Genomic DNA, 20,820 nt, shown 5'->3' with positions numbered 1-20,820 from the left:
GGACTTTCCCTCATCCGGCCCTGCGGGCCACCTTCTCCCGCGGGGAGAAGGGAAAGGCGCCGCGGCGACGGACACGAACCCGTGGGAGCGATCTCGACCGCGAACGAGCCCCCACTCCCCATTCGCGGCCAAGGCCGCTCCCACGGAACGTGCCCGGTATTGGGCTGATGATTTCGCCGTGGGGCGAGTGAACGGCCTCGGGTCAGCCAGTTTTCGGCTGGTAGGCGCAGTAGCCGGGGCGCGGCCCGATCTGGGGATGATTGCGGCAGGTGTCCGGGCGCCTGGCATAGACCGTGCACAGCCGTGTCTGGCGGTCGAGGAACAGGCAGTCCCCGCTGGAGTGGCGCGCCAGGGTGAAACGCGCCTGCTTCTGGTTGAAGTGCTCGACCACGCCGGCCTTCATCAGCCGGCGGGCGATCTGCCGCGGCGGCTCGTCGCGCTCGAAGGGATCGGCCAGCTCCAGGCGGATCAGGTCCTCGATGCCGACTTCCACCGGCAGGCTGCAGCAGGTCGCGCGGCAGTCGCGGCACAGGCCCTTGGCGTAGCGGGCCCAGGTGTCCAGGCGGTCGGGGTCGGCGGGGGCGATCAGGGGGCGCTTCATCGGGGGCAGGGCAGTTGGCGAAGGCGCGGATCATAGCGAGCCCTGGCTGAATTACCAGTGCATTCGACGGTCGGAACCCGGACGAATGGTCGCCCATGACGTTCGCAAAGCTGCAAAGCTTCGCCCGTCCAATTCTTCGTGGGAGGCGCGTGCGCGCTCGCGCCATGGCCTCCCGGTCTCCACGCTGCCCAGAGGTCCGCTGATGACGCAGGAGCCCACCGTTTCCGTCAATGATGTCGCCGCCTTCCGCGAGGCCGTGCTCAGGAAGCTCACCTACTCGGTGGGCAAGGACCCCGAGCATGCCTTCGATCACGACTGGTTCGAGGCGATCGCCCTGGCCACCCGCGATCACGTGATCGACCACTGGATGGAGCATACCCGCCAGTCCTATCGCGGAGGCCAGAAGCGTGTCTACTACCTCTCGCTGGAATTCCTCATCGGCCGCCTGCTGATCGACAGCCTGAGCAACCTCGGGATCCTCGACACGGCGCGCCAGGCGCTCGCCGAGCTGGACGTCGACATCGAACGCATCCGTGCGCTGGAGCCGGACGCCGCGCTCGGCAACGGCGGCCTCGGGCGCCTGGCGGCCTGCTTCATGGAAAGCATGTCGACCCTCGGCATCGCCGCCCACGGCTACGGCATCCGCTACGAGCACGGGCTGTTCCGCCAGGTGATCGTCGACGGCTGGCAGCACGAGCAGACCGAGACCTGGCTGGACTTCGGCAACCCCTGGGAGTTCGAACGGCCCGAGGTGAGCTACCTGATCGGCTTCGGCGGCCACGTGACGGCGGTGAACGAGAATGGCCGGCAAAAGCATTTCTGGCACTGGGCCGAAGGCGTGCGTTCGATCGCCTACGACACGCCCATCGTCGGCTGGCGCGGCGCCAGCGTGAACACCCTGCGCCTGTGGCGAGCCCGCGCCGAGGCGGATTTCCACCTCGAGCGCTTCAACGCCGGCGACCACATCGGCGCCTTTGCCGAGGGCGCGCGCGCCGAAAGCATCTCGCGGGTGCTCTACCCGAACGACAGCACCGAGGCCGGCCAGGAACTGCGCCTGCGCCAGGAATACTTCTTCGTCGCCGCCTCCCTGCAGGACCTGCTGCGCCGGCACCTCAAGCAGCGCGGCACGCTGGACAGCCTGCCGCAGTTCGCCTCGATCCAGCTGAACGACACCCACCCGGCGATCGCCGTCGCCGAGCTCATGCGCCTGCTGGTGGACGTGCATGGCTACGAGTGGGAACGGGCCTGGGAGCTGACCGTCGGCACCCTGTCCTACACCAACCACACGCTGCTGCCCGAGGCGCTGGAGACCTGGCCGGTCGGCCTGATGGAGCGGTTGCTGCCGCGGCACATGCAGATCATCTACCTGATCAACGCCCACCACATCGACTCGCTGCGGGCCAGGGACAACCACAACATCGAACTGCTGCGCTCGGTGTCGCTGATCGAGGAAGACCACGGCCGCCGGGTGCGCATGGGCAACCTGGCGTTCCTCGGCTCGCACAGCATCAACGGGGTCTCGGCGCTGCACACCGAGCTGATGCGCAAGACGGTGTTCCGCGACCTGTACGGGCTGTATCCGGAGCGCATCAACAACAAGACCAACGGCATCACCTTCCGCCGCTGGCTGTACCAGGCCAACCCGAAGCTGACCGGGCTGGTGGTCGAGGCGCTCGGCGAAGCGGTGCTCGACTCGCCGGAGAGCCTGCTGCGCGGCCTGGAGCCGTTCGCCGAGCAGGCCGAGTTCCGCCGTCGCTTCGCCGAGCAGCGGCTGGAGAACAAGCGCGTGCTGGCGCGGCTGATCCGGGAGCGAGTCGGCGTCACGGTCGACCCCAACGCGCTGTTCGACGTGCAGGTCAAGCGCATCCACGAATACAAGCGCCAGCTGCTCAACCTGCTGCACACCGTGGCGCTGTACCACGCGATCCGCAACGACCCGGGCGCGCCCTGGGTGCCGCGGGTGAAGATCCTCGCCGGCAAGGCGGCGGCCAGCTATCACCAGGCCAAGCTGATCATCAAGCTGGCCAACGATATCGCCCGCACGGTCAACGACGACCCCACCGTGCGCGGCCTGCTCAAGGTGGTGTTCCTGCCGAACTACAACGTCAGCCTGGCCGAGCAGATCATCCCGGCGGCGGACCTTTCGGAACAGATCTCCACCGCCGGCCTGGAGGCCTCCGGCACCAGCAACATGAAGTTCGCCCTCAACGGCGCGCTGACCATCGGCACGCTGGACGGCGCCAATGTCGAGATGAGCGAGCAGATCGGCCTGGAACACATGTTCATCTTCGGCCTCACCGCCCAGCAGGTGGAGGCGCGCAAGCGGGCCGGGGAATACAACGCCGAAGCCATCGCCATCGAGTCGCCGCGGCTGAACGAGGTACTCGAGGCGATCCGCAACGGTGCCTTTTCCTCTGATGACCCGGGACGCTACACCGGCCTGATCGACGGCCTGAAGTGGCACGACACCTTCTTCGTCTGCGCCGATTTCGAGGCCTACTGGCAGGCGCAGCTGGAGGTGGAGGCGCGCTGGCGCGACCCGGCGCGCTGGTGGCGCTCGGCGGTGCTCAACACCGCGCGCACCGGCTGGTTCTCCTCGGACCGCACCATCCGCCAGTACGCCGGCGAGATCTGGAAGGTGCTCGACGACAAGTGACGCGGGCGGCGACGGATGCGATCTGCCATCCGCCGCTGAACTCAGGGCCCGACCGCCCGGTCTCAGGGGAGATATTGCCCGGCCGGCGCGCTACACTGCGCCGGTTTTCCCACCTCTGGAGCCTTTCCATGTCACGTACGACCCTGAGCCGCTACCTCATCGAGCAGACCCGCAGCCATAACACGCCGGCGGACCTGCGTTTCCTGGTCGAGGTCGTGGCGCGGGCCTGCAAGGCGATCAGCCATGCGGTTTCCAAGGGCGCCCTCGGCGGCGTGCTCGGCAGCATGGAGACCGAGAACGTGCAGGGCGAAGTGCAGAAGAAGCTGGACGTGATGTCCAACGAGATCCTGCTGGAAGCCAACGAATGGGGTGGGACCCTGGCCGGCATGGCCTCCGAGGAGATGGACAAGGCCTATCAGATTCCCGGGCAGTACCCCAAGGGCGCCTACCTGCTGATGTTCGACCCGCTGGACGGCTCTTCGAACATCGACGTCAACGTCTCGGTCGGCACCATCTTCTCGGTGCTGCGCTGCCCCGGCGAGTGCTTCAGCCAGAACGACATGCTCGGCGAGGACGCCTTCCTCCAGCCCGGCACCCGCCAGGTCGCCGCCGGCTATGCCATCTACGGCCCGCAGACCATGCTGGTGCTGACCCTGGGCAACGGCGTCAAGGGCTTCACCCTCGACCGCGAGCTGGGCAGCTTCGTACTCACCCACGACGACATCCGGGTCCCGGAGCGCACCGCCGAGTTCGCCATCAACATGTCCAACCAGCGCCACTGGGAGGCGCCGGTCAAGCGCTACGTCGAAGAGCTGCTGGCCGGCCAGGAAGGGCCGCTGGGCAAGAACTACAACATGCGCTGGATCGCCTCGATGGTGGCCGACGTGCACCGCATCCTCACCCGCGGCGGCATCTTCATGTACCCGCGCGACGCCCGCGAGCCGGGCAAGCCCGGCAAGCTGCGGCTGATGTACGAGGCCAACCCGATGTCGATGATCATCGAGCAGGCCGGCGGCGCCGCCACCAACGGACACGAGCGCATCCTCGACCTGCAGCCGCAGGCGTTGCACGAGCGGGTCGCGGTGTTCCTCGGCTCCAAGGAAGAGGTCGAGCGGGTCACCGGCTACCACCGGAGCTGACCGATGCAGGCGCCCTGGCAGCCGTTGCTGGACTGGTGGTTCGGCGACGCCGCCGCGGCGCCCGAGATCGCCGCCGAGAAGCAGCGCCTGTGGTTCGGCTATCGCCCCGAGCAGGACGAGCAGGCGCGCCAGCGCTTCGGCGAGCTGACCGAGCGGGCGCTCGCCGGCGGCCTGCAGGAATGGAGCGAAACGCCGGCCGGCTGGCTCGCCCTGATCCTGCTGCTCGACCAGTTGCCGCGCATGATTCATCGCGGCACGCCGCGCGCCTTCGCCGGTGACGAACGGGCTCAGCAACTGGTGCGCGACGGCCTGGCGCAGGGCGGCGACGTCTTCCTCGCGCCGATCCAGCGGGTGTTCGTCTACCTGGTGCTCGAGCACGCCGAGCAGCTGCCGGCGCAGGAGCAGGCGGTGGCGTATTTCCGGCAGCTGTGCGACCTGGCGGGCGAGGCCGAGCGGCCGCTGTTCGAAGGCTTCCTCGACTATGCGGAACGTCATCGCAATGTGATCGCCCGCTTCGGGCGTTTTCCGCACCGCAATGCGATCCTTGGCCGCGCTTCGAGCGACGCCGAGCGCGCCTTCCTCGAAGAGCCCGGTTCGCGCTTCTAGCGAAACCGCGCACGGAACCTCTGCCAACGGAACACCACTAAAGCCTGATGGGTATCGGGGCGATCTCGCCACCCTTCAGTGCCAGGAGCCTTCATGTCTTCACGACTCCCCGCCCTGATCGCCTGCGCGCTGCTGCTCGGCGCCTGCAGCCCCGTGACCCAGGACAATTTCGCCAGGCTGGAGGCCGGCATGCCGCGCGCCGAGGTCGAGCGTCTGCTCGGCAAGCCGAGCGAGTGCGCCGGCGCGCTGGGCATGTCCAGCTGCCTGTGGGGCGACAAGGAACAATTCATCAGCATTCAGTTCGCCGGCGACAAGGTGATGATGTTCTCCGGAAAGGGACTGAAGTAGCAGGCCACGTCCGCACCGGCGCCGCTCTGGCGGTCCGGACATGCACGGCCTGCGGGGAGAGGCCATGCGCACCGTGCTTGCCGGAGGGATGCTGCTACTGCTCGCCGCCTGCGCCAGCTCGCCGGACATTCCGCCGCTCACCGTCGGCCATGTCGACCTCGAGCGCTACCAGGGCACCTGGTACGAGCTGGCGCGGCTGCCGATGTTCTTCCAGCGCAAGTGCGTGCAGTCGCAGGCCGACTACCGCCTGCGCGAGGACGGCCGGCTCGCCGTGGTGAACCGCTGCCGTACTCTGGACGGTAGTTGGGAGGCGGCCACCGGCGAGGCCTGGCCGCAGGTGGCCGGTGAGACCGACAAGCTCTGGGTGCGTTTCGACAACTGGTTCAGCCGCCTGATGCCGCGCCTGACCCGCGGCGAATACTGGGTGCTCTACGTGGACGACGACTACCAGACAGCGCTGGTCGGCCACCCCAGCCGCGACTACCTGTGGCTGCTGTCGCGCACGCCGGAAGTCTCCGCGCAGACCCAGGCACGCCTGCTGTCGCTGGCCCACGAGCGCGGCTACGACGTCGGCAAGCTGATCTGGCGCGCCGAGGTGCCGGGCGATTGAGGCCGCGGCCCGCCCTACGTTCTGCCGCCTCGCGCGGGGACGGCTGTGAGACTGCAGGCGGCCCCGTAGAGTGGGCCGGGCGGCGTTCCGCGTAGGGTGGGCTTGAGCCCACCATGTCGTGCGCTCCGGTGTTGGCCTGTATTGGTGGGCTGAAGCCCACCCTACGCCCACCCTTTGCCGCCCTCGCGGCGACATCCGGGAGCCAAGGCCCCGGGCTCGCTCTTCGTGGGAGCGGCCTCGGCCGCGAATGGGCCGTAGGGCTGGTCTGCGTCAAGACCGCAAAAGAACATCGCCTCGAGGGCGGGCCTCCCATGGGGCATGGGCGTGTTTTCGCGCGCGTGATTTCAACCGGGCGCCAGGCCTCGCCAGGCGCCCGGGCAACCCTCGATCGCCGCCAATCTCCGAGCGGCATGCCTAAGCTCCCATTCCCCGCTATCATGGCCCGCAACCCTGGCCATCACGTCTTGCCACGCAGCGAAATCGGGAGCGCAACCCATGTACAGCCTGCATCCGGAGATCAAGCCCTACGCCCGGCATGAGCTGGCGGTGGAACACCCGCACGTGCTCTATGTCGACGAAAGCGGTACTCCGGACGGCCTGCCGGTGCTTTTCGTCCACGGTGGCCCGGGCGCCGGCTGCGATGCGCTGAGCCGGCGCTTCTTCGATCCCACCGTGTACCGGATCATCACCTTCGACCAGCGCGGCTGCGGTCGCTCCATGCCGCACGCCAGCCTGGAGAACAACACCACCGCGCACCTGATCCAGGACATGGAACGCATCCGCGAGCACCTGGGCATCGACAAGTGGGTGCTGTTCGGCGGCTCCTGGGGCTCGACCCTGGCGCTGGCCTACGCCCAGGCCTGTCCGGACCAGGTGCACGCGCTGATCCTGCGCGGCATCTTCCTGTGTCGCCCGCAGGACTTCCACTGGTTCTACCAGGAAGGCGCCAGCCGCCTGTTCCCGGACTACTGGCAGGATTTCGTCGCGCCCATCCCGCACGAGGAACGCGGCGACCTGATGCAGGCCTTCTACCGGCGCCTGACCGGCACCGACCAGATCGCCCAGATGAGCGCGGCCAAGGCCTGGTCATGCTGGGAAGGACGCACCGCCACGCTGCGGCCGAACACCCAGGTGGTCGAGCGCTTCACCGAGCCGCACCGGGCACTGTCGATCGCCCGCATCGAGTGCCACTACTTCGTCAACAACGCCTTCCTCGAACCGGACCAGCTGATCCGCGACATGCCGAAGATCGCCCACCTGCCGGGGATCATCGTGCATGGCCGCTACGACGTCATCTGTCCGCTGGACAACGCCTGGGCGCTGCACGGCGCCTGGCCGAACAGCGAGCTGCTGATCATCCGCGATGCCGGCCATTCGGCCTCGGAGCAGGGCATCACCGACGCGCTGGTGCGCGCCGCCGACGAGATCGCCCACCGCCTGCTCGACCTGCCGCCGGCGGACGCCTGATGAAGGGGCTGATCCAGCGCGTGCAGCACGCGCGGGTGGAGGTCGACGGCGAAACGGTAGGGGCGATCGACCGGGGCCTGCTGGTGTTGGTGGGTGTCGAGCGTGGCGACGAGGCGGCGCGAGCCGACAAGCTGCTGCACCGGCTGCTGAACTACCGGGTGTTCCCGGACGACGAGGGGCGCATGAACCGCTCGCTGGCCGATGTGTCCGGGGGGCTGCTGCTGGTCTCGCAGTTCACCCTCGCCGCCGACACGCGCAGCGGCATGCGCCCGAGCTTCTCCTCCGCCGCGCCGCCGGACGAGGGCGAGCGGCTCTACGACTACCTGGTCGAGCGGGCGCGCGCCAGCCATCCGCAAGTGGCCTGCGGGCGCTTCGGCGCCTACATGCAGGTGCACCTGCAGAACGACGGCCCGGTCACCTTCCTGCTGGAGACCTGAGCGCTCAGAGCAGCAGCCCGAGCCGCTGCCGCTTCGGCAGACGGGCCACCACCAGCTGGTGCGAGCGCATCAGCAGCTCCCGCAGCTCTGCTGCGGCGACGACGCCGGGGTCGTCCAGGCTGACCCAGCGCGCCCGCGCGAGATAAGGCGCCGGCCGGAATCCCGGGCGATCGCAGAAACCGAGAAAGGCATCGTCGTCGACCTTGAACGCCAGCGCGCCGCCGCCGGACAGGTGTAGGGTGGCGAACATCTTGCGCTCGCCCACCGAGAAGACGTGCACGCCGCCCCACTGCACGCGCTTGTGCGCGCCCGGCAGTTGCAGGCAGAAACGCTCGATCTGGTCGACGGTCATCGCCGCTTTTCCGTGGTCCTGAAAAGCTGGCAGCCTAGCCGTATGGCCGGCTCAGCGGTGCGCCGGTTCGAGTCCCTTGTCGTGCAGCCAGGTGATGGCGTATTCGCGCAGCTGGGTGGCCTGGTAGCGCAGCCAACGTTCGCGGATGCGCGGAAAGTCCTCAAGCTTGAAGTCGAAGGTGCGCAGCGGCCTGCGCCCGGACAGCGCGTCGCTCAGTACGGCGTGCGCCACGTGCGCGTCCGGATCGTGGATGGTGAACAGGAAGGCCTCGCGCATCGCCAGCGACTGGGCCAGGTCCAGGCGTTCGATATGCAGGTAGCGGTCGGGCTGGACGTCGTACTTGTCCTCGGCCCCGGGCGCGGGGTCGCCGGGGAAGACCGCATGGATCTCCCCGGTTTCCTGGTCGAGGTAGTACTCGGCGGCGTCGCGGCTGTCGAGCGCGTATTCGAGACGGTCGAGGTCGATGGTCAGTGGGCGCATGGTGCTTGCTGGGTCCGGTGTGTGCAACGTCTCCTTGTGACCCCGGACGGCGCGGGCCGGTGCCCGCCTTTCATCCAGCCGCGCGCAGCGCGGCCGGCTCTTCGCACCGGCCGCGGGGATTCAGCAGGCCGCCTGCATATAGTGCCCAGGCGATGATCAGCGGCTGGAACGGTAGCCGCAGCCAGTAGTACCACTGGGCGCGTGGCAGGCCGTCGACCGCCAGCCCGTGCAGCGCATTGTGCAGGTTCGCCGGGAATACGCAGACGAAATACAGGGCCAGCATCGTGGCGGCCAGCCGACGTGTCCGCGGCAGTAGCAGGCCGAGCGCGCCGGCGATCTCGCAGGCTCCAGTGAACAGCACCAGCGGCCGGTGCAGCGGCAGGTAGCCGGGCATCATCGCCAGGTAGCGCGCGGGCGTGAGCCAGTGGTCGGCACCGATCAGAAGCAACGCCAGGACCATGGCCAGGCGCATGCGCGCGCGCCAGTCGGGCAGGCCAGGCACGCCCAGGCGATCGGTGCCGGCTGCCAGCAGGGTGAAGACGACGAGCAGAGCGACGAACAACATGGGGCACCTCCCGGAGCGGCTGTCCGCTAGAATGTTTTCAGTGTCAACATAGAGGGAATGTTGTCGATGTCAACATCAAGTGCCGGAGAACCGCCGCGCGGCTACCACCATGGCGATCTGCGGGCCACGCTGCTGCAGGCCGCGGGCGCGCTGCTCGTCGAATCGGGCGCGGGGGCGATCAGCCTGCGTGAGGCGGCGCGCCGGGCCGGCGTCTCGCACAGCGCGCCCTATCGGCATTTCGCCGATCGCCAGAGCCTGCTGGCCGCGCTGGCGGCCGAGGGGTTCGCCGAACTCGGCGCGCGCGCCGGGCAGGTCGCCGACCTGGCGGATTTCGGCCGGTTGTACGTGGAGTTCGCGCTGGAGCAGCCGGGCCGGTTCGGCCTTATGTTTTCCGCGGAGCTGGACAAGGCACGGCATCCCGATCTGGCGCAGGCCTCGAAGCGCTTGCATGACCTGCTGGAGGCGGGCGTCAGCCGGGTTGCTCCGTCGCGCGATCCGCAGGTCGTGGCGACGGCCGCCTGGAGCCTGGTGCATGGACTGGCGCACCTGCTGCTGGCGCAGCAACTCGGCGCGCTGGACGAATCCAGCCGGAGAACGATGATCGAAGCGGTGACACGGCTGTTCGGCGAGGGACTGCGCGGCTAGAACAGCCGCGCCAGCAGCGCGGCGACCGCCGTCTCCACCCGCAGGATGCGTTCGCCGAGCTGCACCGGGTGCAGCCCTGCCGCGGCTAGCTTTTCCACCTCGTAGGGAATCCAGCCGCCCTCGGGGCCGATCGCCAGGGTCACCGGCTCGTCCAGCGCGCGTGGGCAGGCCGGGTGGTCGCCCGGGTGGCCGACCAGCCCGCGGGTGCCCGCAGCCAGCGCCGGCAACCGGTCTTCGACGAAGGGCTTGAAGCGCTTTTCTACGATCACCTCTGGCAGCACCGTATCACGGGCCTGTTCGAGGCCAAGCAGCAGTTGCTCGCGGATCGCGGCGGGTTCGAGGAAGGGCGTCTGCCAGAAGCTCTTTTCCACCCGGTAGCTGTTGAGCAGCACCAGGCGCGGTACGCCCATGGCGGCGACCGTCTGCAGCACGCGGCGCAGCATCTTCGGGCGCGGCAGGGCGAGCAGCAGGGTGACCGGCAGCTTGGCCGGTGGCGGCCGGTCGAAGGTGACCGCCAGTTCGGCCTCGCCTGGTTCCAGGCGAAGCACCCGGCCTTCGCCGATCAGCCCGCCGAGCCGCCCGACCCGCAGGCTGTCGCCCGCTTCCAGGCGGTGGACATCCTGCATGTGGCGCAGGCGGCGGTCGCGCAGCAGCGCGAGGCCGTCCTCGACGAAGTCGCCGTCCTCGAGCAGCAGCAGGTTCACGGGTGTGGTGCGGGCGGCTGGTCGTGGTGCTCTTCGGCAGGCCCCTGGTCTTCCTCGCCTTCCTGCTCGCGCTTGCCGAGCAGGCTGCCGCAAATCACCCCGGCTTCGAACAGCAGCCACATGGGAATGGCCAGCAGCGCCTGGGAGAACACGTCCGGCGGGGTCAGCACCATGCCGACCACGAAGCAGCCGACGATCACGTAGGGCCGTGCCTTGCGCAGCGCGGCGACATCGACGATGCCGACCCAGATGAGCAGGAAGGTCGCCACCGGGATCTCGAAGGCCACGCCGAAGGCGAAGAACAGCGTCAGCACGAAATCCAGGTACTGGCCGATGTCGGTCATCATCGCCACGCCCTCCGGCGTCACGCTGGCGAAGAAGCCGAACATGATCGGGAACACCACGAAATAGGCGAAGGCCATGCCGGCGTAGAACAGGAAGATGCTGGAGATCAGCAGCGGCACCGCGATGCGTTTCTCGTGCTTGTACAGCCCCGGGGCGATGAAGCCCCAGATCTGGTGCAGGATGATCGGCATCGAAAGGAACAGCGCGACCATCAGCGTCAGCTTGAACGGCGTCAGGAACGGCGAGGCCACGCCGGTGGCGATCATGGTCGCGCCTTCCGGCAGGTAGGCGCGCAGCGGCGCGGCGACCAGCGCGTAGATCTGCTGCGAGAAGTAGAACAGCCCGGCGAACAGGATGAAGATGGCGATCACGCAGCGCAGGATGCGCTTGCGCAACTCGGTCAGATGCGCGACCAGCGGCATTTCCTGGTCGTCTTGATTCAGCTGGCTCATGTGTCGGGCGACTGGTCCGGGCGGGGAGTGGACGCGGGTTCGGCCGGGTGGGCCGCCGGCGGATTGGCCGAAGGCGTGGCCGGCGGACTGGCCGGCGCGCTGTCGGCCGCCGGCCTGGTGGTCTTCGGCGGCATCACGCTCTGGTTCATCTCGCGCTCCAGCTCGAGGATGCGTTCGTTGTGCAGCTGGCGGCGGATTTCGTCGGCGCCGATCTCGCGCTCGACCTCCGCCTTGATGGAGCTGAAACTGCGCTTGATCCGGCCGATCCACAGGCCCGCGGTGCGCGCCGCGACGGGCAGGCGCTCGGGTCCGAGCACCAGCAGGGCGACGAGCCCGACCAGCAGCAGTTCGGTAAAGCCGACATCGAACATCGGGGCGTGCTCACGATTGGCAGGGCTGGCGCCGCGGCGCCGGGCAGGCGCGGGGCGGCGTCAGGCCAGGGGATTTTCCGCTGCGGTGCGTCGCTGGGGCGGGTGGCACCGCGACAGGCTCAGTCCTTGCGTGCCGGCTCTTCGACCTTGCGGTGCTCGGCGTCGATGGTGTGGCTGCGCTTCTCTTCCACCGCAGGCTTGTCTTCCTCGGTGCCCATCGATTTGCGGAAGCCCTTGATCGCATCGCCGAGATCGGAACCCAGGCCCTTGAGGCGCTTGGTGCCGAACAGCATGACGACGATCAGCAGTACGATCAGGAGCTGCCAGATGCTGATTCCGCCTAAACCCATGGTGGTGCTCTCCGTAAACGTCAGGATTGGGAACGCGCGGCTTTTTCCGCGTGTCCGGACAGGCCGAAGCGCCGTTCCAGTTCGTCCAGCACCGCCTGGGGATGCTGGCCGAGCGCGGCGAGCATGACCAGGCTGTGGAACCAGAGGTCGGCGGTTTCGTAGATCAGGTCGTCGCACTGGCCACTGGTGGCGGCGTCCTTGGCGGCGAGGATGGTTTCCACCGACTCCTCGCCGACCTTTTCCAGAATCTTGTTCAGGCCCTTGTGGTACAGGCTGGCCACGTAGGACGAGTCCGGCGCGGCGCCCTTGCGTGCCTCCAGCACCTCGGCCAGACGGGCTAGGGTGTCACTCATGGCTGTGCTCCGCATAGATGGCCTTGGGGTCCTTCAGGACCGGCTCGACGGTCTTCCAGCCGCCATTCTCGTAGACGCGGTAGAAGCAGCTCTCGCGCCCGGTGTGGCAGGCGATGCCGCCGATCTGCTCGACCAGCAGGACGACCACGTCGGCGTCGCAGTCGAGCCGCAGCTCGTGCAGCCGCTGCACGTGGCCGGACTCCTCGCCCTTGCGCCACAGCTTGCCACGCGAGCGTGACCAGTAGATGGCACGCTGCTGCTCGACCGTCAACGCCAGGGCCTCGCGGTTCATCCAGGCCATCATCAGGATGCGCCCGGTGCGGTGGTCCTGGGCGATCGCCGGGACCAGGCCGTCGGCGTTCCAGTTGATTTCGTCCAGCCAGCTCATCGTTCTCTCTCCAGTGGCTGCCAAGTGTGCCAGCAGCGTCGGTCGCTGGCTATCGGCGCACGACGATGAACAGGCCGGCCAGCAGCATCACCCAGGCCGGCCAGGCGGTCAGGTCGTGGATCGCCTCGGCGGTGGCGGCCAGGGTCGCGCCGCTGCCGAGCAGCGCCGCGCCGACCAGACGCAGGGTCCAGCCGTCGTGCCGCTCGCGCCAGGGCGGCGGCGGGTTGTCGGCGTGCGGGCGGGCCATGCGCTCGAGCAGCTCGCGGGTCATGTTGGCCAGGTGCGGCAGTTGCTCGACCTGGGCGTGCACGTTCTTGATCAGCTGCCTGGGGCTCATGCGCTCGCGCATCCAGCGCTCCAGGTAGGGCTGGCCGGTGGCCCAGAGGTCCAGCTCCGGGTACAGCTCGCGGCCCAGCCCTTCGATGTTGAGCAGGGTCTTCTGCAGCAGCACCAGCTGCGGCTGGACTTCCATGTTGAAGCGCCGCGCCACCTGGAACAGGCGGATCAGCAGCTGGCCGAAGGAAATGTCCTTCAGCGGCTTCTCGAAGATCGGCTCGCAGACGGTGCGAATCGCCGCCTCGAACTCGTTGACCTTGGTTTCCGCCGGCACCCAGCCGGAGTCGATGTGCAGCTGCGCGACCTTGCGATAGTCGCGCTTGAAGAAGGCCATGAGGTTGCGCGCCAGGTAGTCCTGGTCCTCGGGCGTCAGGCTGCCGATGATCCCGCAATCGACCGCGATGTACTGCGGGTTCCACGGCTGTGCGGTGCTGACGAAGATGTTCCCCGGGTGCATGTCGGCGTGGAAGAAGCTGTCGCGGAACACCTGGGTGAAGAAAATCTCCACGCCGCGCTCGGCGAGCAGCTTCATGTCGGTGCGCTGGGCGGCGAGCGCCGCCATGTCGGTCACCGGGATGCCGTAGATGCGCTCCATCACCAGCACCTTGGGCCGGCAGTAGTCCCAGTACACCTGCGGCACGTAGAGCAGCGTGGAGTCCTGGAAGTTGCGCTTGAGCTGACTGGAGTTGGCCGCCTCGCGCAGCAGGTCGAGTTCGTCGTAGATGGTCCGCGCGTAGTCGTCGACCACCTCGACCAGGTGCAGGCGGCGGGCCTCGGCGGAGGCGCGCTCGGCGGTCTTGGCGAGCAGGAACAGCCAGGCGATGTCCTGGGCGATGATCGGCTTGAGGCCCGGGCGGATCACCTTGACCACCACTTCCTCACCGGTCTTCAGGCGGGCCGCGTGGACCTGGGCGACCGAGGCCGAGGCCAGCGGCTTCTCGTCGAAGCGGGCGAAGATCGCCTCGACGCGGGCGCCGAGCTGCGCCTCGATCAGCGCCTTGGCCTTGTCCGAGCCGAACGGCGGCACGCGATCCTGCAGCAGCGCCAGTTCGTCGGCTATGTCCGGCGGCATCAGGTCGCGGCGGGTGGACAGTAACTGGCCGAACTTGATGAAGATCGGCCCCAGGCCCTCCAGCGCCAGGCGCACGCGCGCGCCGCGGCTCAGCCGCGGGCGTGGCCGGGGAATCCAGCGCCAGGGCAGCAGCAGCCCGCTGGCGCGCAGCCACCAGGGCATCGGCAATTCGTAGACGATGTCATCCAGGCGATAGCGGATCACCACCAGGAGGATGCGGAACAGGCGGCGAGTGGCGGCGAACAGCTTCATTCTGGGTCACGCGGCTCCGGCGCCGCGGCCAGGCGCGCGAGGCGCGCTTCGAGGCGATCGAGGCGGATCTTCAGGTCGTCCAGTTCTTCGAACCGGGCTTCGGCTTCTTCGCGCCCGACCAGCGCGCGGCTTTCCTCGCTGAGGTAGTCGGCCAGGTCCTGGCGCAGGCTGTCGGCGCTCTGTCTGGCCCAGCGCGTCGAGCCGCGCAGGCCGCTGCCGAGCAGCTGGGTGGCGACCGGGCCGAGCCAGCGAGACAGCTCGTATTCCCAATCGAGCTCCAGGTCCTGCAGCACCTCGGCGAGCGTCATCAGCGGCGCGGTGTCGCCCTCGAGCTGCACCTGCGGCTCGTGCAGCACCTCGGTCTTGTTCGCCGCCAGCGCCAGGCGCAACAGGCTCGACGCCGGTGCCCGCAGACGGCAGTCCGGCGCCCCTTCCCAGTGCGCGGCCAGGCGCAGGCCCTGCTCGTCGGCCATGACGAACAGACGCCAGTCCGGCGCGCTGCACTGCACCTCGATGAGCTGGCCGCCGAGGCGGCCGAGCCGCGCCAGGGCGGTAGGGTCGAGCTGCAGCACGCGGTTGATGCCGCGCTCGACAGCGGCGAGCAGCGCGGTGATCAGCATCAGGGCTTGATTCCCCGATGCAGCGCCACCACGCCGCCGGTCATGTTGTGGTAGGTGACGCGATCGAAGCCGGCCTCGACCATCATCCCCTTGAGGGTTTCCTGGTCCGGGTGCATGCGGATCGACTCGGCGAGGTAGCGGTAGCTGTCGGCGTCGTTGGTGATCAGCTTGCCCATCAGCGGCAGCAGGCTGAACGAGTAGGTATCGTAGGCCCTGGAGAACAGCGGGTTGGTCGGCTTGGAGAATTCCAGCACCAGCAGCCGGCCGCCGGGCTTGAGCACCCGCAGCATCGAGCGGATGGCGTCTTCCTTGTGGGTGACGTTGCGCAGGCCGAAGGCGATGGTCACCACGTCGAAGTGGTTGTCCGGAAACGGCAGCTTCTCGGCGTCGGCCTGGACGAACTTGACGTTGCCGGCCACGCCCTTGTCGAGCAGGCGGTCGCGGCCCACCTTGAGCATCGAGGCGTTGATGTCGGCCAGCACCACCTCGCCGGTGGCGCCGACGATGCGCGAGAACTGGCGGGTCAGGTCGCCCGTGCCGCCGGCGATGTCGAGCACCCGGTTGCCCGGGCGGGCGCCGGACAGCTCGATGGTGAAACGCTTCCACAGCCGGTGCACGCCGCCGGACATCAGATCGTTCATCAGGTCGTAGCGGGCGGCCACCGAGTGGAACACCTCGGCCACCTTCTGCGCCTTCTGGCTTTCCGGCACGCTCTGGTAGCCGAAATGGGTGGTCGGTTCTGCGTCACGCTCTTTGCGGGGATCGGTCATGTCACTTTCGCCGGAAGAATGTGGCCGGCATTCTAAACCCAAACGCGCCCGGCAAGCGCCATGCGCAAGGTTGTCGCAGGCCCGGGCGCGGCGCCGCCGGCGGTCGCACGGTGCTATCATCGCACCCCTCTTTTTTCGACTGCAGGATTGCCGATGGCACGTATCGTCGTTGAACGCTCCCATTCGCTCGGTCGCGAGGTCGCACGGCAGCGGGCGGAAAAGCTCGCCGAGAAGCTCGAGCGCGACTTCGCCGTGAGTCATGCCTGGCAGGGCGACGTGCTGGCGATTAGTCGCAGCGGCGCGGATGGCCGCATCGAGGTGGGCGAGGACCGGGTGCGGGTCGAGCTGACCCTCGGCCTGCTGCTGTCGGCGATGAGCGCCGGCATCCAGGCGCAGATCGAGCGCTCGCTGGACAAGGCACTGCAGGCCTAGCTCTCCCTCATCCGGCCCTGCGGGCCACCTTCTCCCGGAGGGAGAAGGGAAAGGCGCGGCGCTGCCTGCGACCATGAGCAGCATGGCCGTGGGCGTTCCGCCCTGAGGCGAATGCGTACGGCATGCTCTTTTCCCGCCCCGACATATTGCATCCCATTGGCTTTGCAGGCCCACTCCGCCACGTCGCAATAGGCCGCCTTGCCAATGGGGGCAGTGCACCGAGGAAGAGCATTCTTGTCATGCGGGCGATCTTTACCGCCGTTTCCTGAGTGCACGCAGTGCTTCGACGTTCCTTGCAATCCTCTTTCCAAGCATGAGTCCTGGCGGCTCATCTTGCGAGATTTTGAAGCTGCGCCAAGGGGCGGTACGTAAATTGCTTAGGCAGCTTTCCGCATCGATCCCTTTAAGGATATGAAATGAAGCATTTGGCAAGAGCGCTGCTTGTCACCGCAGTCATGGCCACCGCCTCGGGCGCGATGGCCCAGGCGCGGGAATCGGTCCCGACGGCTGTCGAGCACTTGACGATTCCCGGCGGCATCACGGCAACAGGCCCCTGGGGCCTGGCCACGAAGGCGGGAGATTTCCTCTACGTCGCCGGTATGCGAGGCATCGATGCACAGACCAACAAGCTGGTCGAGGGTGATGAAGCCCGCATCCGACAGGCTTACATGAACATGAAGCATGTCGTGGAGAGTCAGGGCACGTCACTGCAGAATGCCGTTCGTATCACCGTCTACGTGACAGACATGTTCCGTTTCCGTCCTATCGCGAACAAGATCCAAGAGGAGCTGTGGGGAAAAGGGCCCTATCCTCCGCGATCCATTATTGAGGTCCAGCGGCTGAACCAGGACGACATTCTCGAGGTCGAGGGCACGTTCTACATCCCACCCGAGAAACCCTGACGACAAAGCTCTGCTTGCAAAAAAAAGCCCGCTCAAGCCGAGCGGGCTTCTTCTTGGCAACTGCCCGTTCACACAGATGCCACGGTTTGCCGGCCGAGCGAGCGACCCTGCGGGAACGGTCTCGGCTGCGAGCAGGCTGCCGGGCGCCGGCCCCGCAGCGGTACACCCTCAGAGCATCAGCTTGACCGCCGAAACCTCCGGGTCGCGCGACTTGCCGGCGGCCGCCAGCTCGTCGAGGTAGCGCTGCCACATCGCCTCCTGGTTGCGTGCCAGCTGCTCGAGGTAGTCCCAGGTATAGAGCCCGGTGTCGTGGCCATCACTGAAGGTCAGCTTCAGCGCGTACTGCCCGGCCGGCTCGATGCGCTCCAGCGCCACGTTCAGCTTGCCGGTCTGCAGCACCGGCCGGCCGTGGCCCTGGACCTCGGCGGACGGCGAATGCACGCGGAGGAATTCGGCATCCAGCCGGTAGCGTTCGTCGGGGCCGTATTCCAGCTCCAGGACGCGCGAGGCCTTGTGCAGTTTGACGGCGGTGGGAAGGCGCATGTTAAAAAACCGAAAAGAGGCTGGAAGGCTGGAAGGCTGAACGAGGGACGCTTTTTCGTCCAGCCTTCCAGCCTTCCAGCCGATTTATAGGATATACCGCGACAGGTCTTCGTCCTGCGCCAGTTCGCCGAGGTGGTCGTTGACGTAGCCGGCGTCGATGCGGATCGGCTCGCCGTTGCGTTCCCCGGCCAGGTCGCCGGCACTGAACGAGACCTCTTCCAGCAGGCGCTCGAGCAGCGTATGCAGGCGGCGGGCGCCGATGTTCTCGGTCTTCTCGTTCACTTGCCAGGCGATCTCGGCGATGCGCTTGATGCCGTCCTCGGCGAACTCGATGTGCAGGCCCTCGGTCTTCAGCAGCTCGCGGTACTGTTCGGTCAGCGAGGCGTGCGGCTCGGTGAGGATGCGCTCGAAGTCCTGCGGTGACAGCGCCTTGAGTTCGACGCGGATCGGCAGGCGGCCCTGCAGCTCGGGCACCAGGTCGCTGGGCTTGGACAGGTGGAAGGCGCCGGAGGCGATGAACAGGATGTGGTCGGTCTTGACCATGCCAAGCTTGGTGTTGACCGTGCTGCCCTCGATCAGCGGCAGCAGGTCGCGCTGCACGCCTTCGCGGGAGACGTCGGCGCCGCCGGTGTTGCCGCGCTTTGCGACCTTGTCGATCTCGTCGATGAAGACGATGCCGTTCTGCTCGACCGCCTCCAGCGCCCGCGCCTTGAGCTCTTCCTCGTTGACCAGGCGTGCGGCCTCTTCGTCGCGTACTAGCTTGAGGGCGTCCTTGATCTTCAGCTTGCGGGTCTTCTTCTTGCCCTTGCCCATGTTGGCGAAGAGGTTCTGCAGCTGGCTGGTCATCTCTTCCATGCCGGGCGGCGCCATGATCTCGACCCCGGCCGGATGGTCGGCGACCTCGATATCGATCTCCTTGTCGTCGAGCTGCCCCTCGCGCAGGCGCTTGCGGAACAGCTGGCGGGTGTTGGAGTCGCTGGCCTGCACCGGCTCGTCGGAGAAACCGACCGGCCGCGCGGTTGGCAGCAGGGCGTCGAGGATGCGCTCCTCGGCGGCGTCCTCGGCGCGGTGGCGCACGCGCACCATCTCCTGCTCGCGCAGCATCTTCACTGCGGCATCGGCCAGGTCGCGGATGATCGATTCGACGTCGCGGCCGACGTAGCCGACCTCGGTGAACTTGGTCGCCTCGACCTTGATGAAGGGCGCGTTGGCCAGCTTGGCCAGGCGCCGGGCGATCTCGGTCTTGCCGACCCCGGTCGGGCCGATCATCAGGATGTTCTTCGGCGTCACTTCGGGACGCAGTTCGGCCGGCAGCTGCATGCGCCGCCAGCGGTTGCGCAGGGCGATGGCGACGGCGCGCTTGGCATCGTCCTGGCCGATGATGTGACGGTTGAGTTCGTGGACGATTTCGCGGGGCGTCATGGACATGTAGTAATGCTCCAGGGCTGGACGGCGGCTCAGAGCCTGCTCACGGTCTGCTGCGCGTCGGCGCTGCTGCGTTAAAACAAGTTCGGAAAGCTCATTTACCACTCGTAAACTGCGCTTCCTCACCTGTTTTTGCCTTGCATCGCGCTAGCTCGCGAGATCGTGAGCGGGCTCTCAGACCGCGCTGTCCAGCTCCTCGATGGTCAGGTTCTGATTGGTGAAGACACAGATCGAGCCGGCGATGTTCAACGCGGTCTCGGTCACTTCGCGTGCCGACATCGCCTCGTTGTGCTTGAGCAGCGCCATGGCCGCGGCCTGGGCGAAGCCACCGCCGGAGCCCATGGCGATCAGGCCGTGTTCGGGTTCGACCACGTCGCCGGTGCCGGTGATGATCAGCGAGGCGTCCTTGTTGGCGACCGCCAGCATGGCCTCCAGGCGGCTCAGGGTGCGGTCGGTGCGCCAGTCCTTGGCCAGTTCGACGGCGGCGCGCACCAGGTGTCCCTGGTGCTTCTCCAGCTGGCCTTCGAAGCGTTCGAACAGGGTGAAGGCATCGGCGGTGGCGCCGGCGAAGCCGGCCAGCACCTGGCCGTGGTACAGGCGTCGGACCTTCTTGGCGTTGCCCTTCATGACGGTGTTGCCCAGGGAAACCTGGCCATCGCCGCCCATGACGACCTTGCCGTGGCGGCGAATCGAGACGATGGTGGTCAAGGGGAAATCTCCACGCTACGGGGCCGAGCGGCCCGGGTTTCGGGAGATATGGGGGAGGGGCGGAGGGATTTCAACCGGGGGCGGTCGGAGGCTAGAGGCTAGAGGCTAGAGGCTAGAGGCTAGAGGCTAGAGGCTAGAGGCTAGAGGCTAGAGGCTAGAGGCTAGAGGCTAGAGGCTAGAGGCGGGATGCTCTTGCCTGCCGCCTGCCGCCTGCCACCCGGGGACGGCCTATCCGCCCCTGCGCTGTTGCAGCAGCAGATTCGTATAGCCACCGGCAGCGAGCTTCTTCTGCGCCTGTGCCAGTTGCTCGCGGTCCGCGTAGGGGCCGACCAGCACGCGGTACCAGGTCTCCTCGCGCACCGTGCCGGCCTCGACGCGCACGTCGTGGCCCTGCAGCAGGATCTGCGCGCGCACCCGGTCGGCGTCCTCGCGCTTGCGGAACGAGCCGGCCTGGAGGAAGAACTGGGTGACTGCCGGCGCCTTAGCGATGGTCGGCGGTGGCGGCGGGGTCTCGCCGTTGAGCGCGGCCTGGGCGCGGGCGGCGTCGATCTTCGCCGCTTCCTCCGGCGTCACCGGCTTGCTCGGCGGCGGCGGCAGGGCATCCGGCGGCACGATGACTTCCGATTCCGGCAGCAGGGTATAGAAGTCGTATTTCGGCCGCGGCTGCTCGGCCGGTTTGGCCGGCTGCGGCTTGCTCGCCGGCCTGGCGGCCTGCTCGCTGGGGCGCTTGATCTCTTCGCCGCTGGGGCCGAGATTGAGCAGGAACACGGCAAAGGCGCCGACCACCAGGCCGCAGGCCAGCCAGATCCAGCCCGGCACCGGCTTCTTGCTCGGCACCTGGTAGCGGCTCGCGCCGCGCTTGGGTGTCGCTTTCCTCTTCGCCATGGTGCG

Annotated in this window: 27 protein-coding genes; 10 read left to right on the top strand and 17 right to left on the bottom strand. The window is 67.7% G+C overall.

Features of this window, described 5'->3' with window-relative positions; genetic code table 11:
- Window positions 1-202: 202 nt before the first annotated feature.
- Window positions 203-601 carry a YkgJ family cysteine cluster protein gene (locus H610_RS0102615; RefSeq protein WP_028238234.1) on the bottom strand — a complete coding sequence of 133 codons (399 nt, stop codon included), beginning with the start codon at window positions 599-601 and terminating at the stop codon, window positions 203-205.
- A 202-nt stretch (window positions 602-803) separates the two neighbouring features.
- Here H610_RS0102615 and H610_RS0102610 point away from each other — a divergent pair, with 202 nt between their 5' ends.
- The 7 genes from H610_RS0102610 (at window position 804) to dtd (ending at window position 7,864) form a co-directional block, all read left to right on the top strand.
- On the top strand, window positions 804-3,257 hold the full coding sequence (locus tag H610_RS0102610) for a glycogen/starch/alpha-glucan phosphorylase (protein WP_028238233.1): 2,454 nt from the start codon (window positions 804-806) through the stop codon (window positions 3,255-3,257).
- A 128-nt stretch (window positions 3,258-3,385) separates the two neighbouring features.
- Window positions 3,386-4,396 carry a class 1 fructose-bisphosphatase gene (locus tag H610_RS0102605; protein WP_028238232.1) on the top strand — a complete coding sequence of 337 codons (1,011 nt, stop codon included), beginning with the start codon at window positions 3,386-3,388 and terminating at the stop codon, window positions 4,394-4,396.
- 3 nt (window positions 4,397-4,399) lie between these two features.
- Window positions 4,400-5,002, top strand: coding sequence for a DUF924 family protein (locus H610_RS0102600; RefSeq protein ID WP_028238231.1), 603 nt, complete (start codon window positions 4,400-4,402; stop codon window positions 5,000-5,002).
- Between the two features lie 93 nt (window positions 5,003-5,095).
- Entirely contained in the window at window positions 5,096-5,350 is a 255-nt protein-coding gene (locus H610_RS0102595) for a hypothetical protein (protein ID WP_028238230.1), read from the top strand.
- A gap of 49 nt (window positions 5,351-5,399) precedes the next feature.
- On the top strand, window positions 5,400-5,960 hold the full coding sequence (locus tag H610_RS0102590) for a lipocalin family protein (RefSeq protein WP_408054988.1): 561 nt from the start codon (window positions 5,400-5,402) through the stop codon (window positions 5,958-5,960).
- Window positions 5,961-6,455: 495 nt separating this feature from the next.
- Window positions 6,456-7,427, top strand: a complete 972-nt coding sequence (gene pip / locus H610_RS0102585) for a prolyl aminopeptidase (protein WP_028238228.1) — start codon at window positions 6,456-6,458, stop codon at window positions 7,425-7,427.
- On the top strand, window positions 7,427-7,864 hold the full coding sequence (dtd, locus tag H610_RS0102580; RefSeq protein WP_028238227.1) for a D-aminoacyl-tRNA deacylase: 438 nt from the start codon (window positions 7,427-7,429) through the stop codon (window positions 7,862-7,864). Before pip ends, dtd begins: the two co-directional genes overlap by 1 nt.
- 4 nt (window positions 7,865-7,868) lie before the next feature.
- On the opposite strand, the gene H610_RS0102575 is transcribed toward dtd, so the two are convergent.
- The 3 genes from H610_RS0102575 to H610_RS23110 form a co-directional block, all read right to left on the bottom strand.
- Window positions 7,869-8,216 carry an MmcQ/YjbR family DNA-binding protein gene (locus H610_RS0102575; protein ID WP_028238226.1) on the bottom strand — a complete coding sequence of 116 codons (348 nt, stop codon included), beginning with the start codon at window positions 8,214-8,216 and terminating at the stop codon, window positions 7,869-7,871.
- Window positions 8,217-8,267: 51 nt separating this feature from the next.
- Window positions 8,268-8,696, bottom strand: a complete 429-nt coding sequence (locus tag H610_RS0102570; RefSeq protein WP_028238225.1) for a UPF0158 family protein — start codon at window positions 8,694-8,696, stop codon at window positions 8,268-8,270.
- A 70-nt stretch (window positions 8,697-8,766) separates the two neighbouring features.
- Window positions 8,767-9,261, bottom strand: coding sequence for a DoxX family protein (locus H610_RS23110; RefSeq protein WP_201768342.1), 495 nt, complete (start codon window positions 9,259-9,261; stop codon window positions 8,767-8,769).
- A 66-nt stretch (window positions 9,262-9,327) separates the two neighbouring features.
- Between H610_RS23110 and H610_RS0102560 the strand changes: the two genes are divergently transcribed.
- Window positions 9,328-9,906 (top strand): TetR/AcrR family transcriptional regulator, encoded by a 579-nt coding sequence (locus tag H610_RS0102560; RefSeq protein WP_043237418.1) that lies wholly within the window; start codon window positions 9,328-9,330, stop codon window positions 9,904-9,906.
- On the opposite strand, the gene H610_RS0102555 is transcribed toward H610_RS0102560, so the two are convergent.
- From H610_RS0102555 to ubiE, 9 genes are all read right to left on the bottom strand, one after another.
- Window positions 9,903-10,610, bottom strand: a complete 708-nt coding sequence (locus tag H610_RS0102555) for a 16S rRNA (uracil(1498)-N(3))-methyltransferase (protein WP_028238223.1) — start codon at window positions 10,608-10,610, stop codon at window positions 9,903-9,905. The two genes, H610_RS0102560 and H610_RS0102555, sit on opposite strands and share 4 nt — an antisense overlap.
- On the bottom strand, window positions 10,607-11,407 hold the full coding sequence (gene tatC, locus H610_RS0102550; protein ID WP_028238222.1) for a twin-arginine translocase subunit TatC: 801 nt from the start codon (window positions 11,405-11,407) through the stop codon (window positions 10,607-10,609). The genes H610_RS0102555 and tatC overlap by 4 nt, the downstream gene beginning before the upstream one ends.
- Window positions 11,404-11,778, bottom strand: a complete 375-nt coding sequence (tatB, locus tag H610_RS0102545) for a Sec-independent protein translocase protein TatB (RefSeq protein WP_028238221.1) — start codon at window positions 11,776-11,778, stop codon at window positions 11,404-11,406. The genes tatC and tatB overlap by 4 nt, the downstream gene beginning before the upstream one ends.
- A gap of 119 nt (window positions 11,779-11,897) precedes the next feature.
- Window positions 11,898-12,128, bottom strand: coding sequence for a twin-arginine translocase TatA/TatE family subunit (gene tatA / locus H610_RS0102540; RefSeq protein WP_028238220.1), 231 nt, complete (start codon window positions 12,126-12,128; stop codon window positions 11,898-11,900).
- A gap of 20 nt (window positions 12,129-12,148) precedes the next feature.
- Window positions 12,149-12,481 carry a phosphoribosyl-ATP diphosphatase gene (locus tag H610_RS0102535; protein WP_028238219.1) on the bottom strand — a complete coding sequence of 111 codons (333 nt, stop codon included), beginning with the start codon at window positions 12,479-12,481 and terminating at the stop codon, window positions 12,149-12,151.
- Window positions 12,474-12,869 carry a phosphoribosyl-AMP cyclohydrolase gene (gene hisI / locus H610_RS0102530; RefSeq protein ID WP_028238218.1) on the bottom strand — a complete coding sequence of 132 codons (396 nt, stop codon included), beginning with the start codon at window positions 12,867-12,869 and terminating at the stop codon, window positions 12,474-12,476. Before hisI ends, H610_RS0102535 begins: the two co-directional genes overlap by 8 nt.
- Before the next feature lie 49 nt (window positions 12,870-12,918).
- Window positions 12,919-14,529 (bottom strand): ubiquinone biosynthesis regulatory protein kinase UbiB, encoded by a 1,611-nt coding sequence (gene ubiB / locus H610_RS0102525; RefSeq protein WP_028238217.1) that lies wholly within the window; start codon window positions 14,527-14,529, stop codon window positions 12,919-12,921.
- Window positions 14,526-15,149, bottom strand: a complete 624-nt coding sequence (locus H610_RS0102520) for a ubiquinone biosynthesis accessory factor UbiJ (RefSeq protein ID WP_028238216.1) — start codon at window positions 15,147-15,149, stop codon at window positions 14,526-14,528. Before H610_RS0102520 ends, ubiB begins: the two co-directional genes overlap by 4 nt.
- On the bottom strand, window positions 15,149-15,919 hold the full coding sequence (gene ubiE / locus H610_RS0102515) for a bifunctional demethylmenaquinone methyltransferase/2-methoxy-6-polyprenyl-1,4-benzoquinol methylase UbiE (RefSeq protein ID WP_028238215.1): 771 nt from the start codon (window positions 15,917-15,919) through the stop codon (window positions 15,149-15,151). Before ubiE ends, H610_RS0102520 begins: the two co-directional genes overlap by 1 nt.
- A 153-nt stretch (window positions 15,920-16,072) precedes the next feature.
- On the opposite strand from ubiE, the gene H610_RS0102510 reads away from it, so the two are divergent.
- Window positions 16,073-16,351 (top strand): polyhydroxyalkanoic acid system family protein, encoded by a 279-nt coding sequence (locus tag H610_RS0102510; RefSeq protein WP_028238214.1) that lies wholly within the window; start codon window positions 16,073-16,075, stop codon window positions 16,349-16,351.
- A 416-nt stretch (window positions 16,352-16,767) separates the two neighbouring features.
- Window positions 16,768-17,253: a RidA family protein gene (locus H610_RS0102505; RefSeq protein WP_028238213.1), complete on the top strand. Its 486-nt coding sequence runs from the start codon at window positions 16,768-16,770 to the stop codon at window positions 17,251-17,253.
- Between the two features lie 168 nt (window positions 17,254-17,421).
- On the opposite strand, the gene H610_RS0102500 is transcribed toward H610_RS0102505, so the two are convergent.
- The 4 genes from H610_RS0102500 to H610_RS0102485 form a co-directional block, all read right to left on the bottom strand.
- Window positions 17,422-17,796: a gamma-butyrobetaine hydroxylase-like domain-containing protein gene (locus tag H610_RS0102500; protein ID WP_028238212.1), complete on the bottom strand. Its 375-nt coding sequence runs from the start codon at window positions 17,794-17,796 to the stop codon at window positions 17,422-17,424.
- A gap of 84 nt (window positions 17,797-17,880) precedes the next feature.
- Window positions 17,881-19,224: an ATP-dependent protease ATPase subunit HslU gene (hslU, locus tag H610_RS0102495; RefSeq protein ID WP_028238211.1), complete on the bottom strand. Its 1,344-nt coding sequence runs from the start codon at window positions 19,222-19,224 to the stop codon at window positions 17,881-17,883.
- Between the two features lie 171 nt (window positions 19,225-19,395).
- Window positions 19,396-19,929, bottom strand: coding sequence for an ATP-dependent protease subunit HslV (gene hslV / locus H610_RS0102490; protein WP_028238210.1), 534 nt, complete (start codon window positions 19,927-19,929; stop codon window positions 19,396-19,398).
- A 228-nt stretch (window positions 19,930-20,157) separates the two neighbouring features.
- Window positions 20,158-20,814 carry an SPOR domain-containing protein gene (locus H610_RS0102485; RefSeq protein ID WP_028238209.1) on the bottom strand — a complete coding sequence of 219 codons (657 nt, stop codon included), beginning with the start codon at window positions 20,812-20,814 and terminating at the stop codon, window positions 20,158-20,160.
- Window positions 20,815-20,820 lie beyond the last annotated feature (6 nt).

The organism is Stutzerimonas azotifigens DSM 17556 (assembly GCF_000425625.1).
Taxonomy (GTDB): Bacteria; Pseudomonadota; Gammaproteobacteria; order Pseudomonadales; family Pseudomonadaceae; genus Stutzerimonas; species Stutzerimonas azotifigens.
Note: the sequence above shows the minus strand (reverse complement) of the source record. Positions and strands in the feature narration are given on the sequence as shown.

Bases quoted from the DNA above. Each gene is read 5' to 3' on its own strand.
- H610_RS0102615 (WP_028238234.1), bottom strand. From the start codon at position 601: ATGAAGCGCCCCCTGATCGCCCCCGCCGACCCCGACCGCCTGGACACC.
- H610_RS0102610 (WP_028238233.1), top strand. From the start codon at position 804: ATGACGCAGGAGCCCACCGTTTCCGTCAATGATGTCGCCGCCTTCCGC.
- H610_RS0102605 (WP_028238232.1), top strand. From the start codon at position 3,386: ATGTCACGTACGACCCTGAGCCGCTACCTCATCGAGCAGACCCGCAGC.
- H610_RS0102600 (WP_028238231.1), top strand. From the start codon at position 4,400: ATGCAGGCGCCCTGGCAGCCGTTGCTGGACTGGTGGTTCGGCGACGCC.
- H610_RS0102595 (WP_028238230.1), top strand. From the start codon at position 5,096: ATGTCTTCACGACTCCCCGCCCTGATCGCCTGCGCGCTGCTGCTCGGC.
- pip (WP_028238228.1), top strand. From the start codon at position 6,456: ATGTACAGCCTGCATCCGGAGATCAAGCCCTACGCCCGGCATGAGCTG.
- dtd (WP_028238227.1), top strand. From the start codon at position 7,427: ATGAAGGGGCTGATCCAGCGCGTGCAGCACGCGCGGGTGGAGGTCGAC.
- H610_RS0102575 (WP_028238226.1), bottom strand. From the start codon at position 8,216: ATGACCGTCGACCAGATCGAGCGTTTCTGCCTGCAACTGCCGGGCGCG.
- H610_RS0102570 (WP_028238225.1), bottom strand. From the start codon at position 8,696: ATGCGCCCACTGACCATCGACCTCGACCGTCTCGAATACGCGCTCGAC.
- H610_RS23110 (WP_201768342.1), bottom strand. From the start codon at position 9,261: ATGTTGTTCGTCGCTCTGCTCGTCGTCTTCACCCTGCTGGCAGCCGGC.
- H610_RS0102560 (WP_043237418.1), top strand. From the start codon at position 9,328: ATGTCAACATCAAGTGCCGGAGAACCGCCGCGCGGCTACCACCATGGC.
- tatC (WP_028238222.1), bottom strand. From the start codon at position 11,407: ATGAGCCAGCTGAATCAAGACGACCAGGAAATGCCGCTGGTCGCGCAT.
- tatB (WP_028238221.1), bottom strand. From the start codon at position 11,778: ATGTTCGATGTCGGCTTTACCGAACTGCTGCTGGTCGGGCTCGTCGCC.
- tatA (WP_028238220.1), bottom strand. From the start codon at position 12,128: ATGGGTTTAGGCGGAATCAGCATCTGGCAGCTCCTGATCGTACTGCTG.
- H610_RS0102535 (WP_028238219.1), bottom strand. From the start codon at position 12,481: ATGAGTGACACCCTAGCCCGTCTGGCCGAGGTGCTGGAGGCACGCAAG.
- hisI (WP_028238218.1), bottom strand. From the start codon at position 12,869: ATGAGCTGGCTGGACGAAATCAACTGGAACGCCGACGGCCTGGTCCCG.
- ubiB (WP_028238217.1), bottom strand. From the start codon at position 14,529: ATGAAGCTGTTCGCCGCCACTCGCCGCCTGTTCCGCATCCTCCTGGTG.
- H610_RS0102520 (WP_028238216.1), bottom strand. From the start codon at position 15,149: ATGCTGATCACCGCGCTGCTCGCCGCTGTCGAGCGCGGCATCAACCGC.
- ubiE (WP_028238215.1), bottom strand. From the start codon at position 15,919: ATGACCGATCCCCGCAAAGAGCGTGACGCAGAACCGACCACCCATTTC.
- H610_RS0102510 (WP_028238214.1), top strand. From the start codon at position 16,073: ATGGCACGTATCGTCGTTGAACGCTCCCATTCGCTCGGTCGCGAGGTC.
- H610_RS0102505 (WP_028238213.1), top strand. From the start codon at position 16,768: ATGAAGCATTTGGCAAGAGCGCTGCTTGTCACCGCAGTCATGGCCACC.
- H610_RS0102500 (WP_028238212.1), bottom strand. From the start codon at position 17,796: ATGCGCCTTCCCACCGCCGTCAAACTGCACAAGGCCTCGCGCGTCCTG.
- hslU (WP_028238211.1), bottom strand. From the start codon at position 19,224: ATGTCCATGACGCCCCGCGAAATCGTCCACGAACTCAACCGTCACATC.
- H610_RS0102485 (WP_028238209.1), bottom strand. From the start codon at position 20,814: ATGGCGAAGAGGAAAGCGACACCCAAGCGCGGCGCGAGCCGCTACCAG.